The 14,177-nt window shown below is 69.8% G+C and carries 12 protein-coding genes and 1 pseudogene; 8 read left to right on the forward strand and 5 right to left on the reverse strand.

Annotated features, from left to right (window positions below; translation table 11 throughout):
• Positions 1 to 157 precede the first annotated feature (157 nt).
• From ACWEO7_RS02070 to ACWEO7_RS02095, 6 genes are read left to right on the forward strand one after another with little or no spacing between them, the layout of a single operon-like run.
• Positions 158 to 3,547: a UvrD-helicase domain-containing protein gene (locus ACWEO7_RS02070; protein WP_452420108.1), complete on the forward strand. Its 3,390-nt coding sequence runs from the start codon at positions 158 to 160 to the stop codon at positions 3,545 to 3,547.
• Positions 3,544 to 5,433, forward strand: coding sequence for an exodeoxyribonuclease V subunit alpha (gene recD / locus ACWEO7_RS02075; RefSeq protein ID WP_452420109.1), 1,890 nt, complete (start codon positions 3,544 to 3,546; stop codon positions 5,431 to 5,433). The genes ACWEO7_RS02070 and recD overlap by 4 nt, the downstream gene beginning before the upstream one ends.
• 46 nt (positions 5,434 to 5,479) lie before the next feature.
• On the forward strand, positions 5,480 to 5,953 hold the full coding sequence (locus ACWEO7_RS02080; RefSeq protein ID WP_452420254.1) for an RNA polymerase sigma factor: 474 nt from the start codon (positions 5,480 to 5,482) through the stop codon (positions 5,951 to 5,953).
• Positions 5,953 to 6,564: a methylated-DNA--[protein]-cysteine S-methyltransferase gene (locus ACWEO7_RS02085; RefSeq protein WP_452420256.1), complete on the forward strand. Its 612-nt coding sequence runs from the start codon at positions 5,953 to 5,955 to the stop codon at positions 6,562 to 6,564. Before ACWEO7_RS02080 ends, ACWEO7_RS02085 begins: the two co-directional genes overlap by 1 nt.
• Entirely contained in the window at positions 6,561 to 7,358 is a 798-nt protein-coding gene (locus ACWEO7_RS02090; RefSeq protein ID WP_452420110.1) for a 2OG-Fe(II) oxygenase, read from the forward strand. Before ACWEO7_RS02085 ends, ACWEO7_RS02090 begins: the two co-directional genes overlap by 4 nt.
• Positions 7,359 to 7,365: 7 nt before the next feature.
• Positions 7,366 to 7,614, forward strand: coding sequence for an Ada metal-binding domain-containing protein (locus ACWEO7_RS02095; protein WP_452420111.1), 249 nt, complete (start codon positions 7,366 to 7,368; stop codon positions 7,612 to 7,614).
• A 39-nt stretch (positions 7,615 to 7,653) separates the two neighbouring features.
• Here ACWEO7_RS02095 and ACWEO7_RS02100 read toward each other — a convergent pair whose 3' ends face one another.
• The 4 genes from ACWEO7_RS02100 to ACWEO7_RS02115 all read right to left on the reverse strand — a co-directional run bounded on the left by ACWEO7_RS02100 (position 7,654) and on the right by ACWEO7_RS02115 (position 10,441).
• Positions 7,654 to 7,974, reverse strand: coding sequence for a hypothetical protein (locus tag ACWEO7_RS02100; protein ID WP_452420112.1), 321 nt, complete (start codon positions 7,972 to 7,974; stop codon positions 7,654 to 7,656).
• Positions 7,975 to 8,068: 94 nt separating this feature from the next.
• Entirely contained in the window at positions 8,069 to 8,563 is a 495-nt protein-coding gene (locus ACWEO7_RS02105) for a DUF1360 domain-containing protein (RefSeq protein WP_452420113.1), read from the reverse strand.
• Between the two features lie 661 nt (positions 8,564 to 9,224).
• On the reverse strand, positions 9,225 to 9,644 hold the full coding sequence (locus tag ACWEO7_RS02110; RefSeq protein WP_452420114.1) for an Hsp20/alpha crystallin family protein: 420 nt from the start codon (positions 9,642 to 9,644) through the stop codon (positions 9,225 to 9,227).
• Positions 9,645 to 9,814: 170 nt separating this feature from the next.
• The gene (locus ACWEO7_RS02115) at positions 9,815 to 10,441 is read right to left on the reverse strand and encodes a hypothetical protein (RefSeq protein WP_452420115.1); all 627 of its coding nucleotides are present in this window, start codon (positions 10,439 to 10,441) and stop codon (positions 9,815 to 9,817) included.
• A gap of 291 nt (positions 10,442 to 10,732) precedes the next feature.
• Between ACWEO7_RS02115 and ACWEO7_RS02120 the strand changes: the two genes are divergently transcribed.
• Positions 10,733 to 11,836 (forward strand): glutamate--cysteine ligase 2, encoded by a 1,104-nt coding sequence (locus ACWEO7_RS02120; RefSeq protein WP_452420258.1) that lies wholly within the window; start codon positions 10,733 to 10,735, stop codon positions 11,834 to 11,836.
• Positions 11,837 to 11,866: 30 nt separating this feature from the next.
• On the opposite strand, the gene ACWEO7_RS02125 is transcribed toward ACWEO7_RS02120, so the two are convergent.
• Positions 11,867 to 12,862: an alpha/beta hydrolase gene (locus ACWEO7_RS02125; protein ID WP_452420116.1), complete on the reverse strand. Its 996-nt coding sequence runs from the start codon at positions 12,860 to 12,862 to the stop codon at positions 11,867 to 11,869.
• A gap of 185 nt (positions 12,863 to 13,047) precedes the next feature.
• Between ACWEO7_RS02125 and ACWEO7_RS02130 the strand changes: the two are divergent.
• A pseudogene (locus tag ACWEO7_RS02130) lies at positions 13,048 to 14,057 on the forward strand (alpha/beta hydrolase).
• Positions 14,058 to 14,177 lie beyond the last annotated feature (120 nt).

Raw genomic sequence — 14,177 nt, forward strand, 5'->3', positions numbered from 1 at the left:
CCGACGCGGCGCGTGTCGGTCGCCGGTGGGCGGCCGGGGGCGCGGCAGAATGTCAGCTCGGACAGTCGTTTCGGGTCCCGGTGGCGTGGCCGGTCACCGGGGCGAGCGCGCCGTCCGCCGAGTGTGTGACCACCGGCCGCGCAAGAGGGAGGCGCACATGACCGTGCAGGAGACCTCCTTCCCGGCAAACGCTTTCGATGCGGCCGCGTTCGAACCGTACGGACCGCTGCCCACCGGCACGACCGTGCTGGAGGCCAGCGCGGGCACCGGCAAGACCCACGCCATCGTCGGTCTCGCCGTGCGCTATGTCGCCGAGGCGGGTGTCGACGTGTCCCAGCTGCTGCTGGTGACCTTCAGCCGCGCGGCGACCCAGGAGCTGCGGGAACGCACCCGCGACCGATTCGTCGCCGTCGCCGCGGGATTGACCGATCCGAACGCGGCCAGGGCGCACGCCGACGAACTGGTCCGGCACCTCGCGCAGGCCGGGGAAGACGAGGTGCGGTCGCGGCGGCGACGGTTGCTGACCGCCCTGTCGGATTTCGACGCGGGCACCATCGCCACCACGCACAGCTTCTGCCAGCGCATGCTCGACGAGCTCGGCCTCGCGGGTGAACACGACCCGGGCACCAGGCTGGTGGAGACCGTCGACGATCTCGTCGGCACCGTCGTCGACGATCTGTATCTCCAACGCTACGCGCGCGGGGAAGCGCCGTTCTCGGTGAAGGAGGCCCGCACGCTCGCGCTGGCCGCCGTGCGAGACCGGCACGCGGCGCTCGAGCCCGACGGCGAGGCCGGCGAGCGGGTGGCATTCGCGCGCGCCGTACGCGCGGAGACCGAGCGCCGCAAGCGGCTGGCCGGGCTGCGCGACTTCGACGACCTGCTGGTACTGCTGCACGACGTGCTCGCCGACCCGGAGCACGGCCCGCGCGCGTGCCGTCGCATCCGGGCGCGCTACCGCGTCGCCCTGGTCGACGAATTCCAGGACACCGACCCGCTGCAATGGGACATCCTGCGCAGGTCGTTCCACGGGCATGCCACGTTGGTGCTGGTCGGTGATCCCAAACAGGCGATCTACGCCTTCCGCGGCGCGGAGGTGCTCAGCTACCTGGACGCGGTGGCACACGCCGACGTCCGCAAAGAACTCACCACGAACTGGCGCAGCGACGCCGGACTGCTCGCCGCGCTGGATCACCTGCACGGCGCGGCGGCTCTGGGGCACGAGGAGATCCGCGTCTATCCGGTCGCCCCGACCAGACCATGGTCCCGGTTGTCCGGACCTTCGGAACTCACCACGCCGCTGCGGGTCCGGTGCCTACCGCGCACCGGCGCGGGACCGCTGAACAAATCCGGCTTCCCGGCCGTCGGGCGCATGCGGGCCAAGGTCGCCGACGATCTCGCCGCCGATATCGTGCGCTTGCTCGAATCCGGTGTGCAGCTGGATGGGAAAGCGGAGACGGTACTGTCCGAAGCCGATTCGATCGAGGCGGTCGACACGGCGCGCAGGCCGATCGGGCCGGGCGACATCGCGGTACTGGTGCGGACCCGCTCGCAGATCGATGTGGTGCGTGCGGCGCTGGACCGCGTCGGCGTCGCCTCCGTGCTCGCGGGCGGTATCAGCGTCTTCGCGACCGACAGCGCCACCGACTGGCTGTGGGTGCTGCGGGCGCTGGAACAGCCGCATCGCGGCGACCGGGTGCGGCTGGCCGCGTGCACACCGCTGTTCGGTGTGACCGCGGCCGAGATCGACAGCGAGGGAGCCGATCTGGTCGGCCGGGTGAGCGCTCAGCTGCGTGAGGCGGCGCGGCTGTTCACCCGCGCGGGATTCGCGGCCGTGTTCGAGAAGATCGCCGCCGAAACCCGCCTGGCGCCGCGGCTGCTCGCCGTGGAGAACGGGGAGCGGCAGCTGACCGACCTGCGGCACCTCGCGCAATTGCTCGACCAAGTCGCGCTCACCGAGGGACTGGGGCTGACCGCGCTGACCCGGTGGCTGGCCGACCGCGTGCGCGATCCCGCCTCCGGCGCCGTCGCCGACCGCAGCCGCAGGCTCGACCGGGACGCCGCCCCCGTCCAGATCGCCACCGTGCACGCGAGCAAGGGACTCGAATTCCCGGTGGTGTACCTGCCGTTCGCCTGGGACAGCGCGAAGAACCCCTACCCGGCGACGTTGCTGTTCCACGCCGACGACGGTGCGCGCGTGCTGGATGTCGGCGGCGCGGACGCTCCCGGATTCGCCGAACGCAAGGCGCGCAGTGAAGCCGAGGAGGCGGGCGAGGAACTCCGGCTGCTGTACGTCGCGCTCACCCGCGCCATGTGCCAGATCGTCGCGTGGTGGGCGCCCGCGATCACCACGGCGGCGTCGCCGTTGCACCGCATGGTCTTCGGCCGCGCCGATCGTGGCGCCGCCGTCGCCGCCCGAGCCGCGGTTCCCGCAGACACCGTTGCCGCGCAAACGCTTACGACGTGGGCGCAGGACGCGGGCGCGGCGATCTCGGTGACGGCGGTGGCCGGAACCGACGGCGTCGCGATCCGGCGGGCGCGCACCGGGCCCGTGCCCGGCGCACTGGCCGCGGCCCGCTTCGACCGGGCGCTGGACCAGCAGTGGCGGCGCACCTCGTACTCGGCGCTGACCGCCTCCGCGCACGGCCCGGCGGCGCCCGAATCCGACAGCGAACCGGAGGGCGCGCCGGGGCCGGGCGACGAGCCCGCGGGCGCCTCCCTGATCGGCGCGGCGGAGCCGGAACCGTCGGGCGCGGCGTCGCTGATGAACGCGCTGCCCTACGGCGCGGAGTTCGGCACCTTGGTGCACGGCGTCCTGGAGCGGATCGACACCGGTCGTCCGGATCTGGCGGCCGAGGTGCGCGATCGGTGCCGCGAGGCGGTGGGCGAGCTGATGGCCGAAGTGGATACCGAAGTGCTGGCGACGGCGCTGCTGGCGGTGCTGCGTACTCCGCTCGAGGGCGGCTGCCTGGCCGGCATCGCCCCTGGCGACCGTCTCAGCGAACTCGAGTTCGAATTGCCACTGGCGGGCGGGGACCGCGTCGGCGCCACCGCGGCGACGCTGCGGCGCGTCGCCGAGTTGCTGCGTGAGCACCTTTCGGCCGACGACGACTTGTTCCCCTACGCCGAGCAGCTTGTGGCGCTCGAGGACATACCGCTGCGCGGTTACCTGACCGGCAGCATCGACGCCGTGCTCCGTATCGCGGGCGACGCGCACCCGCGATTCGTCGTCGTCGACTACAAGACCAACCGGCTCGGCACGGGTGATCTCACCGTCGCGCACTACACCCGCGACCGCATGGCCGCTGAGATGCTGCGTTCCCACTATCCGCTGCAAGCGCTGCTGTACTCGGTCGCGTTGCATCGATATCTGCGCTGGCGGTTGCCCGGCTACGACCCGGCCCGGCATCTCGGCGGAGTCCGATACCTGTTCGTGCGCGGCATGATCGGACCGGAGACGCCGGCGGGCTGCGGCGTCTTCGACTGGCACCCGCCCGCCGATCTGGTCGTGGCGCTGTCGGCGCTGCTGGCAGGGGAGGCGGGGCGGTGACCTCGATCCAGGTGGCGCAGCGCGGCACCGGGCTGCTGCGCACGTTCAACGAGGCCGGTGTGCTCTCGGCCGCCGACGTGCACGTGGCGCTGCGGTTGGGCCGGCTGGGCCGGGAATCGTCGGAGCCGGTGCTGTTCGCCGCGGCGCTGGCCGTGCGGGCAGTGCGCTCCGGCTCGGTGTGCCTGGAACTGCACCGGATGCGGGAGATCGGCGTGGACGCCGACGAGAACTGGGACGCGGGCATCGATCCGGCGACGCTGCCGTGGCCGGACATCCCGGCCGTGGTCGCCGCGCTGCGGGTGAGTCCGCTGGTGCGCGGTGGAGCGGCGGGTCCGTTGCGGCCGCTGCGACTCGTCGAATCCCAGGGGCCGGGCGATGCCGGTCCGCTGCTCTATCTCGATCGGTACTACCGGCAGGAGCAGACGATCCGGCAGGTGCTCACCGAGCGCTCCGCACACCATCCGGTGGTCGCTCCCGGCGTCGTGCGCCGGGAACTGGACCGGTTGTTCGACGCGTCGGCAGGCACGGCGCCGGATCGCCAGCGCCTGGCCGCCGCGCTCGCCGCGACGCACTGGACCACTGTGGTCGCGGGCGGGCCCGGCACCGGCAAGACCCACACCATCGCGCGGATCATCGCCTTGCTGTCCGCGCACCGCGAGACCGAGCCGAAGTTGCCCGCGCTGCGCATCGCGCTGGCCGCTCCCACCGGGAAAGCGGCGGCTCGCCTCCAGGAAGCCGTTCGCGAGCAAGCGATTTCGCTCGGATTGCCCGAACTCACCGCCGCCACCTTGCACCGGCTGCTCGGCTGGCAGCGCGGCCGCAGTACCCGGTTCAAGTACCACGAATTCAACCGGCTGCCCTACGACGTGATCGTGGTCGACGAGACCTCGATGGTCTCCTTGACCATGATGAGCAGGCTGCTGGCCGCGCTGCGCCCGGACACCCGCCTGGTCCTGGTGGGCGACCCCGACCAGCTCGCCTCCGTCGACGCGGGCGCGGTGCTCGCCGACCTGGTAGCCGGACCCGTGGCGGCCACCCCGAATCCCGTGCTCGACGAGATCCTCGGTCCGGAGGCGACCGGCGAGCACGCCGAGGCCCTGACCGCGCTGGAGCGCACCCGCCTGCGCGGCGGCATCGTCCGGCTGACCCGGGGCCGCAGGTTCGGCGGACGCATCGCCGACCTGGCCGTCGCGGTGCGGGCGGGGGACGCGGACGCCGCGCTCGAGCTGTTGCGCGCGGGCGGCGACGAATTGTCGCTCAGCGCGCCCGACGAGCTGACCGCGGTCCGCGCCGACGTGGTGCGGGCCGCGACGACGGTCACCGCCGCCGCCCTGGACGGCGACGCGACGGGCGCGCTGCACGCGCTGGAAACGCATCGCCTGCTGTGCGCGCACCGGCAGGGGCCGTTCGGCGTGGAGCGCTGGGACCGGATGGGCGCGGAGTGGGCCGCCGCCGCGGGGGCGGGCCCCGATTCGCAGCAGGCGCCGTGGTATCCCGGACAACCGCTGCTGGTCACCGCGAACGATCACGAGGCGCGGATCTACAACGGCGACACCGGCGTCGTCGTGCGGATGCCCGACGGCTCGCTGCGCGCGGCGCTGCAACGCGGCAGCGAGCCGTACCTGGTTCATCCCACGCAGTTCCCCGCGGTCGTCACCGTCTTCGCCATGACCATCCACCGCAGCCAGGGCAGCCAGTACGACACCGTCTCCGTCGTCCTGCCCGAGCCCGAATCCACCTTGCTGACCAGGGAATTGCTGTACACCGCGATCACCAGAGCACGCCGCCACGTCCGGATCATCGGCACCGAGGAGTCCATCCGCGCGGGCATCGCGCGGCGGGTGCTGCGGGCCAGCGGGCTGTCGCGCCGGGAAGGGCCCCGATGACGGGATCTCACATTCGCGGCGCCCGCGGCGTCTACCTGGTGTGAGCCTGCCCCCGTTCGAGGAAATAGTGGCCGAATACGGCCCGATGGTGTTGCGCGTCTGCCGGGCGGTGCTCGGCCCGTCCGACGCGGCCGACGCCTGGTCGGAAACGTTTCTCTCCGCGTTGCGGGCGTTTCCCGGCCTTTCCCCGGACACGAACATCGAGGCATGGCTGGTCACCATCGCGCATCGCCGCGCGCTCGACGTCGGCCGGGCGCTGACGCGCGCTCCCGTCCCAGCCGAGACGTTGCCGGAGCGTCCCGCCACCGCCCCCGGACCCGCCGACTACGACCCCGACCTGTGGGCCGCCCTGCGCGCACTGCCGACCAAGCAGCGCCAAGCGGTCGCCTACCACTATCTGGCCGGGCTTCCCCACGCGGAGATCGCCGAATTGCTCGGCAATTCTCCGGACGCCGCCCGCCGCGCCGCCGCGGACGGCCTGAAGACCCTGCGCAAGCTCTACCCGAAGGACGAATCATGATGGTCACCCTCGATCACGGTGACGGGTTGTCGGGCGCGCTGACCCCGGACGCCGACCTGCTCGCCACGCTGCACGCGCGACTGACCTCCGAGGCCGACGCCGCGGGCCTGCTCGATGTCGCCTACCGCCTGCTGGAGACCCCGGTGGGGACGTTGCTGCTGGCCGCGACGCCCGCCGGACTGGTCCGCGTCGCCTACCCGACCGAAGACCACGACGCGGTACTCGCCACACTGGCCGCGCGGATCAGTCCCCGGATCCTCGCCGCGCCCGCCCGCTTGGACGTGGCGGCCCGGCAGATCGAGGAATACTTCGCCGGCCACCGGACGCATTTCGACCTGCCGCTGGATCTGCGGCTGGCCGCCGGGTTCCGCCGCCAGGTGATCGAGCACCTGCCCGCCATCGGCTACGGGCAGCGCGCGAGTTACGGCGCGGTGGCGGCGGCCGTCGGGAACCCACGCGCGGTGCGCGCCGTCGGCTCCGCCTGCGCGCGCAACCCGCTGCCGGTGGTGATCCCGTGCCACCGGGTGGTACGCGGGGACGGATCCATCGGACAGTACGTCGGCGGCGTCACCGCCAAGCACGCGCTGTTGGATCTGGAGGCGGCGGCATGACCGAGCCGAGCACCGGAACCGTTGGGAACGGTCGCTGCGCGGAGCATCGTGCCGGGCCCGCTCCCGTCCCGGGGCGGGCCGAAGCCGCCGCCCTGGCGGATCGCGTCGACGCCCAGCCGTGGCGGACGCTGCTCGCGGAAGTCGACGCGCACGGCTGCGCGGCGACCGGGCCGATCCTCACTCCGCGGGAGTGCGCCGAATTCACCGCCATGTGGGACGACCTCACCCGTTTCCGATCCACCGTCGACATGGCGCGCTATCGATTCGGCGAAGGCACTTACCGCTATTTCGCGCATCCGGTGCCCGATCCGATCATGGAACTGCGGGCGGCCTTCTACCGAAAACTGTTGCCGCTGGCACGTTCCTGGGCCGATCGCCTCGGCGACGCGGCTCCGTGGCCGGAGGAGTTCGGTGATTGGCTCGACATCTGTCACGCCGCGGGGCAGACCAAGCCGACTCCGATCCTGCTGCGCTACCAAGCCGGTGACTGGAACGCCCTGCATCGCGACCTCTACGGCGAGTTGGTCTTCCCGCTTCAGGTCGTCATCGGGCTGGACCGGCCGGGGATCGACCACACCGGCGGGGAATTCCTGCTCGTGGAGCAACGCCCGCGCGCCCACTCCAAAGCGACTGTGTCCGTGCTGGAGCAAGGCCACGCGTTGGTCTTCACCACCCGCGATCGGCCGACGCCCGCCAGCCGCGGCTGGTCCCGCGCCCCGATCCGCCACGGGGTCAGCCGCGTGCGCGGCGGCCTGCGGCACACCCTCGGTCTCGTCCTGCACGACGCGCAATAAGGCCACCGTGTGCACGCTGCTCGACGGCGTCGGACGACCGTATCGCAGCGCAGTCCCCGGGCGATTCGGCGGCCACCGCCGCCGCCGGATCTACGGTCGTCTCGACTGCCCTTCGGCGCTGCGTGCGCTCGCGAAGGGCGCCTACCGCGCGCATCGCGTCTTCTTCGCGACCGAAGCCGACGCGATCTCCGCTGGTTACCGCCCCTGTGCGGTCTGCTTGCCCGAGCATTACGCCGCGTGGAAGTCGTCGCGCTGATCGCGGGTTGCGCCGGCCGCCGCCGAAGCACGGACGCTCCTACGCCTGTTCCGGTGCGCCGGTACGCGCGGGCTCGTCGCGGACCCACGCGTCGGTCTGGGTGAGCCAGAACAGATAGGCCAGGACGGGTAGCACGGTGACCGCGGCGGCGGCGACGACGGCGAGCAGTCCCACCAGGGTCGCTCGTGCACCGGCGGCATCCGCGATGAGCATCTGATCGACGAGGATCCATGGCGTCTGCGCGACGGGGCGGTCGGTTGCGGGGGTGAGGAGACCGCGTTTGCGTAAGAGGCAGGAGCTGGGACTTGCACGGATATCACAGGAGTGATAGAAGAAATCTACGACCTGCCGCGACCGCATCGATCCAGCCGCCGATGCCGATTGCGGCTACGGCCGGGACGATAGCCACAATCCTTGGCGGCCCGTGCAACCGGATCGGTGCAACACCGCTTCGTCAGCCCAGCAGCGCCAGCTTTTCGCCCTCGGCGATCTGCTGGGCGGTGGCATATGCGAGGTGCAGGAAATCGGCGCCTGCCAAGGCGGCCGCGGCGTCGGTCAGCACGCGCGTCATCCGCGGCGCGAAAACGTGTCCGATGGTCAAACCGGTGATCGCCCATACGTCGAAACAGAACGGGCAGCTGAGCAACTCACCGATGCTGTGCTGGACACCGTGGGTCGCCTTCGGCTCCTCGGCCACCTCTCCGGGCCCACCGTCAGCTGCGACCGGTCGCGTGAACGCCGCGCGTACCGGAGCCGTCACCGCGGCCTTCCTCCCCAAGCGGGACAGCTTGTGCGTGGCGAACGCGGTGACCACCAGATCACGAATGGTCATATCGCGCGGAAGCTTGCGACCTGTCGCGTTCCCGAGCAGTGCGACCACCGCCACTACAGTCGCGTAGGCAACCATCGTGGCGACATAGCCACCCACGGGGCGAGAGTTGTCGGTCACCGCCGGAATTCCGCGGGCATATCGTGAACGATCAGAATCGCGCGTCGCATCACAGCCTCCTCTTGGCACCCTGATGAATCTCTTCCGGCCTACCCTGGCCGCGGCCCGGCAAACCGCCGGGGGGAGTCGGGGGAGGGGTCTGCGGTCCCTCCCCCGATCAGGAGAAGAGTGACGTGACTACGAGAGGTCGTTCCTGCGGCGAGCTGTCATCCCTGCGTGCCACATTGTGTGGCGGTGCGCGTGGAGCAGATGCTCACTGGTGCTCGCAAGCGCCTGGTACAGGGAGGGAGCGGCGACCGCCTCGCCGCGGAACCGGTTTCTCAGTGGGATACGGGCATCACCTCCTTCTTCCGATTTCCATTTCACTGTGCGGTGACGGTTGCGCGGAGGACCGCGTTCGGTGGCAGGCCCCGCTTCGGGGTGCCACCCGTGCGTCCCGAGCATGTCCCCGCCGGGACAAGGGCTCGGAGCGCGCCGCGGTCCCGGCGCCGGGATGGACGGGTGCGCCCGCCCGCGCAATCGGGCCCGTGCCTCGCACAGGATCGCGTCGACCTCGGCGAACAACCGTTCGAGGTCGGGGTCGAGCAGCCAGGCGTCGCACTCCTCGAGTGACCGCGGACGTACAGCCGAATCGGACATGACGGCGTCTCCCGTCCCGGGGTCAGGCGTCGATCGCCTTGTGCCCGTTGCCGCGGCCGACCTCGATCTTGCGCGGCTCGGGCCTGTCCGCCAGCGGGATCCGCAGACGGAGCACGCCATCGGCGTAGTCGGCGCGGACCTGGTCGAGGTCGAGGTCGTCGCCCAGGAACAGTTGGCGGCTGAACTCGCCGCGAGGCCGCTCGGTGGCCAGCATCTCGCGATCGGCATCGAGTTCCGGCCTGCGCGCCCGAACGGTCACGACGTCGCGCTCGACGTTCAGGTCGAGGGAGTCGGGATCGATGCCCGGTGCGTCGATCTCGACGACGAACTGGTCGCCCTCACGCCAGGCGTCCATGGGCAGGACCGCGGGGCCGGCCGCTGTGCCGAACACCTGCTGCGTCCAACGTTCCAGATCGCGGAACGGATCAGTGCGCATCAGCATGGTCGTCACCTCCAACTCACTCTATTCTGCATAGAACGAATCAGATAACTTGTGCCGTGAGGCATAGATTTCTTATAGCACTTATCTGAGTGCCGCGCAAGTACCCAGCCGAGAAACGCGCGGCCCCTCGCCATCACCAGGTCCGAGTCGATGTACCGCCCTGGTTCGGGTCAGCTCGCGGCTCTTTCCGGGAAGTGGAGTACGAGACCCGCGTCCCAGGCGCGGTCGATGATGTCGGCGATATCGATGTCGCGTATGCCGCCGAACGCGGGGCCGTCGAACAGTTCGTCGATGTAGCGCAGGATGTGCTCGGCCACCGTGGATTCGACCCGGCCGATGCCTCCGGCGAGTCGGGATGTGAGGTCGCGAGCGCGCATCCTGATGGTGAGGTCTTCGGCGTGGACCTCGTCGGTCCGGAGGAACAGTCCGCAGGGTTCGCGGGGAATCAACGCGAGCCGGATCAGTACGCGGGCCGCGCCGATGTATCGCAGCGTTCGACCGGGCAGGCGGACGCGCAGGCGCAGCAGGATCGGCACCGCGATCGTCATATCCCAGGGTCCGCAGTCGCATCGCACGGCGTGTACGGGTCCGGCTTCGGCGATCGCGGTGGCGCGCACGAGTCCGTTCAAAGCTACCGGCACCGGCCCGATCTCGATGCGCTCACCCACGATCCGCGCGACGACGTCGGCGATTCGTTCCGGAGTTGCCGCGGCACGTAACACCCTGTCGGCGAAGTCCCTGCGCGACAAAACGTTTGCCGGAATGCTGCCGGGTGCCGTGTCGTGATGTTCGGCCATGTCGCTACCTCCGTCGTGCGCGGTCACCGGAAGACGGGTGGATACACCGCAGGTACGTGGCATCTACCCCGCCAGCGCGATCTCAATCGAGGGGCCGCCGCACCGGCTACGACGGCTGACCAGCCGGTGTCCGATCGTTTGGATATGCGCGAAGGGGGTACGGCCCGAACACATTCGCTCGCTCCGTCGACACACAGGTAGGCAAGTGGCCTGGGCGGATCACATCGGCGCGAGACGGGCCGCTACCACCGGGGAATACCGGCCGAAGTATCGAAGGGCGTGATCACGACCATGGACAACCATGTACCGACTGTCGGTGTCGAAGAGGAATTCCTGCTGACCGACCCCGAAACCGGCGCCCCTACACCGGCCAACATCCGAGTTGCCGAAGCGGCGAGGAAGGCGGACATCGATCTGCAGTTGGAGCTGACCAGCTGTCAGGTGGAAACCAGTAGCGGGGTGCATTCCGATATAGGCGACCTGCTCACGGAATTGCGCACGCTGCGTAGGACCGTCGCGGAATGCGCGGCCGCCAATGACGCTCGGCTCCTCGCTGTCGCGGTGCCCCCGACCGTGCCCGAAGGCTTCCCGGTCACCGATACGCCTCGATATCGGCGGATCGCCGACAGCTTCGGCATGATCGCCCATGAACAAGGACTGTCCGGATGCCATGTGCATGTCGGTGTGCCCGATCGCGAGACCGCGATACTGGTCGGCAATCACGTGCGTCCGTGGTTGCCGGTATTCCTCGCGTTGACCGCCAATTCGGCGATCTACCGTGGCAGCGAGACCGGATACGCGAGTTGGCGCAGCATTCTGTGGCGGCGCTGGCCCAGTGCGGGACCGCCACCGTACTTCGCCTCCGTCGAGGACTACGACGCGATCGTCGCGACGATGCTCGCCAGCGGCAGCATTCTCGACAACAAGATGGTGTACTGGGACATCCGGCCCTCGGAATCGTTCCCTACCGTCGAGGTGCGGGTCAGCGACGTACCCGCCACCGCGGAGGAAGCCGCGCTGCTCGCCGCCTTGATCAGGGCCACCGTCACCATGGGGGTGCGGGCGATCGAACAGGGTCAACCCGCCCCGCCCGTCCCTGCCGAAGTACTTCGCGCCGCCTACTGGAACGCCGCGCAGTCGGGTCTGGACGGTGACGGACTCGATCCCGTCGAAGGGCGGGTGATTCCACACCGAGATCTGCTGGACGAACTCGTTGCGCACATCGAGCCCGCGCTGCGGGACTTCGGTGACCAAACCTTCGTCACCGAAGCGATCGCCGACCTCGGCAAGCGTGGCAACGGCGCCCGACGCCAGCTCGAAGCGCTGCGTGACCGTCATGAGATCGGCGACGTGGTCGATGAACTGGCACACGCGACCCTGGAAGGGTGCACCTGACGGGGCTGATCGCGGATCGCCCCGGAGCCGCTAGCGCAGAACGGATTCGAACAAGGGCCAGCTGTTGTGCAGGTCGTGCTGCCAGTAGCCCCAGGAATGGGTGCCGCTCGGCCGCAGATCGAAGGTGGCGGGGACGCCGAGTTCTGTGAAGCGGTCGCGCAGTGACCTGGTGCAGCGGTCGGAGATGGCTTCGAGCATGCCGCCGATGGCCAACTGGTCCGCCATCTTCGCGGGGTTGCCGTCGATTCCCGTGCTGTGCGGCTGGTCCAGCGGGCCCGCCTGCCCGTTTCCGGAAGCCACGTAGATCGTCGTGCCGCGCAGCCGATCCGCGTGCACGTAAGGATCGTTGGCCGCCCAGGCCGGATCGCCCGGCGCGCCCCACATGTTCGCCACCGTGCCGCCTTCCGCGGTGACGATCATGGCCACCATGGCCTGTCCGGCGGGGTCGCTGGTGCGCACGCAGCCGCTGTAGGAACCGATGGCCTGGTACAAACCCGGTGCGGCCATGGCCAGCTGGAACACCGAGGTGCCCGTCATCGAGACTCCGGCGATGGCGTTGGCGCCGGTGCCGCCGAAGGTGGCGTCGATGATCGGGGGAAGCTCGCGGGTGAGGAACGTGGTCCAGCGCGGACGGCCGAGGACCGGGTCGTCGGCGCGCCAGTCGGTGAAGTAGCTTCCCGCGCCTCCGACCGGCACCACCACGGTCACCTGCCGGTCGGCGAAGAATCGGTCGACGTCGGTCCGGTCGGTCCAGCCATCGCCCGCGGTGCCGCCGTCGATGCCGTTGAGCAGATACAGCACCGGAGCCGGACGGGACGGGTCCGGGCGTGGCAGCACGACGACCGATACCGATGCGCCCATCGCGGGGGAGAAGACGGTCAGCTCGACTGCTCGCCCGTGTGCGGGTCGCATCGGGGGTGGTTCGGCGACCGCCGGGCTTCCGGAGCAGATCAGCATCAGCAGTGCGAAGAGCATTGCGCGCCGGACCGTTCCGCGTGAGTCGCGGCACAGTCGAGGGAACGCCATGCTCTCGACGCTAGGTTCCGCCGCACCGGGATCGCAATGGTCGCGGGCCCGGTTTGGGAAATACGGCAAATAGTCGACGAATCGAATTGGTAGGAAACACAGGATCATTCGAAAATCCGGCGGGTGGGCCGCCCGATGTTATTGACTGCGAATTCTCGCCCTCCTACCCGGGGCCAGGAGTCGACATGCCCGGATATTCGCATCGAACAGGCGCGGTACTCGCCGCGGTCCTGATTTTCACCTGCGTGATGATCGGCGCACAGCCGGTGGTCCGCGCCGAGCCATCGCGACCCGTCGCGGCGGACGGCTCGCGAATAGTGGAAACCCGGTTCGAATCCGACCGGCAATCCGAACTCGAGGTGTACTCGGCGGCGATGAACAGCGCTACGCGAATTCGGGTGCTGCGCGCGGCCGATCCGGACACACCGGCGCCGACCTTCTATCTCCTCAACGGCGCCAACGGTGGTGCGGAGGGGAATTGGCTCGACGGCACCGATCTAGTCGATTTCTTTCGCGACAAGCAGGTGAACGTCGTGATCCCGTTGGGCGGTGCGGGAAGCTACTTCACCGACTGGCGCAGCGACGATCCGGTGCTCGGCAGGCAGCGCTGGTCGACCTTCCTCACCGAAGAGCTGCCACCGCTCATCGACGCCACCTTCAACGGCACCGGGAAGAACGCCATCGCGGGCATCTCGATGGCAGGCACCTCGGTTTTCCAGTTGGCCATGGCCGCACCGGGTTTGTACAAGGCCATCGGTTCCTACAGCGGCTGCGTGCGCACCAGCGACCCCGCGGGGCAGGCGGTGGTTCAGGCGGTGGTCACGCAGCAGCGTGGCACCGTCGTCAACATGTGGGGGCCGCCGACCGATCCCGCATGGCGCGCCAACGATCCGTACCTGCACGCGGACCGGCTGCGCGGCACCGCCATCTACGTTTCCACCGGTACCGGGCTGCCCGGCCCGAAGGACAACTTCGAGGGCGCGCACGGCGACCTCGCGCACCTGCTCTACCAACTGGTGTTCGGGGCACCGTTGGAGGCGGTGGCGAACCTGTGCACGCACCAGTTGCAGGACCGGTGCGTCAGCTGGGTGTCGCTGCGACCTTCGACTTCCGGCCGAACGGCACCCACTCCTGGGGTTACTGGCACCAGGACCTGCGCAATTCGTGGCCGATGATCGAAGCGGCGATCCGATGACCCGCAAAGAGGCCGCGGTGGCGCTCGGATCGTTCGGGGCGTGCCTGATCTCGGTCTTCATGCAGATGATCGATGTGACGATCGTCAACACCGCCCTCCCGGTCGTCACCGCGGAGCTGC

This window comes from Nocardia sp. NPDC004260 (assembly GCF_053603155.1).

What these genes read in the sequence shown, in the direction of transcription:
- ACWEO7_RS02070 (WP_452420108.1), top strand. Translation starts at nt 158, where the DNA reads ATGACCGTGCAGGAGACCTCCTTCCCGGCAAACGCTTTCGATGCGGCC.
- ACWEO7_RS02085 (WP_452420256.1), top strand. Translation starts at nt 5,953, where the DNA reads ATGGTCACCCTCGATCACGGTGACGGGTTGTCGGGCGCGCTGACCCCG.
- ACWEO7_RS02090 (WP_452420110.1), top strand. Translation starts at nt 6,561, where the DNA reads ATGACCGAGCCGAGCACCGGAACCGTTGGGAACGGTCGCTGCGCGGAG.
- ACWEO7_RS02100 (WP_452420112.1), bottom strand. Translation starts at nt 7,974, where the DNA reads ATGCGGTCGCGGCAGGTCGTAGATTTCTTCTATCACTCCTGTGATATC.
- ACWEO7_RS02110 (WP_452420114.1), bottom strand. Translation starts at nt 9,644, where the DNA reads ATGCTGATGCGCACTGATCCGTTCCGCGATCTGGAACGTTGGACGCAG.
- ACWEO7_RS02115 (WP_452420115.1), bottom strand. Translation starts at nt 10,441, where the DNA reads ATGGCCGAACATCACGACACGGCACCCGGCAGCATTCCGGCAAACGTT.
- ACWEO7_RS02120 (WP_452420258.1), top strand. Translation starts at nt 10,733, where the DNA reads ATGGACAACCATGTACCGACTGTCGGTGTCGAAGAGGAATTCCTGCTG.
- ACWEO7_RS02125 (WP_452420116.1), bottom strand. Translation starts at nt 12,862, where the DNA reads ATGGCGTTCCCTCGACTGTGCCGCGACTCACGCGGAACGGTCCGGCGC.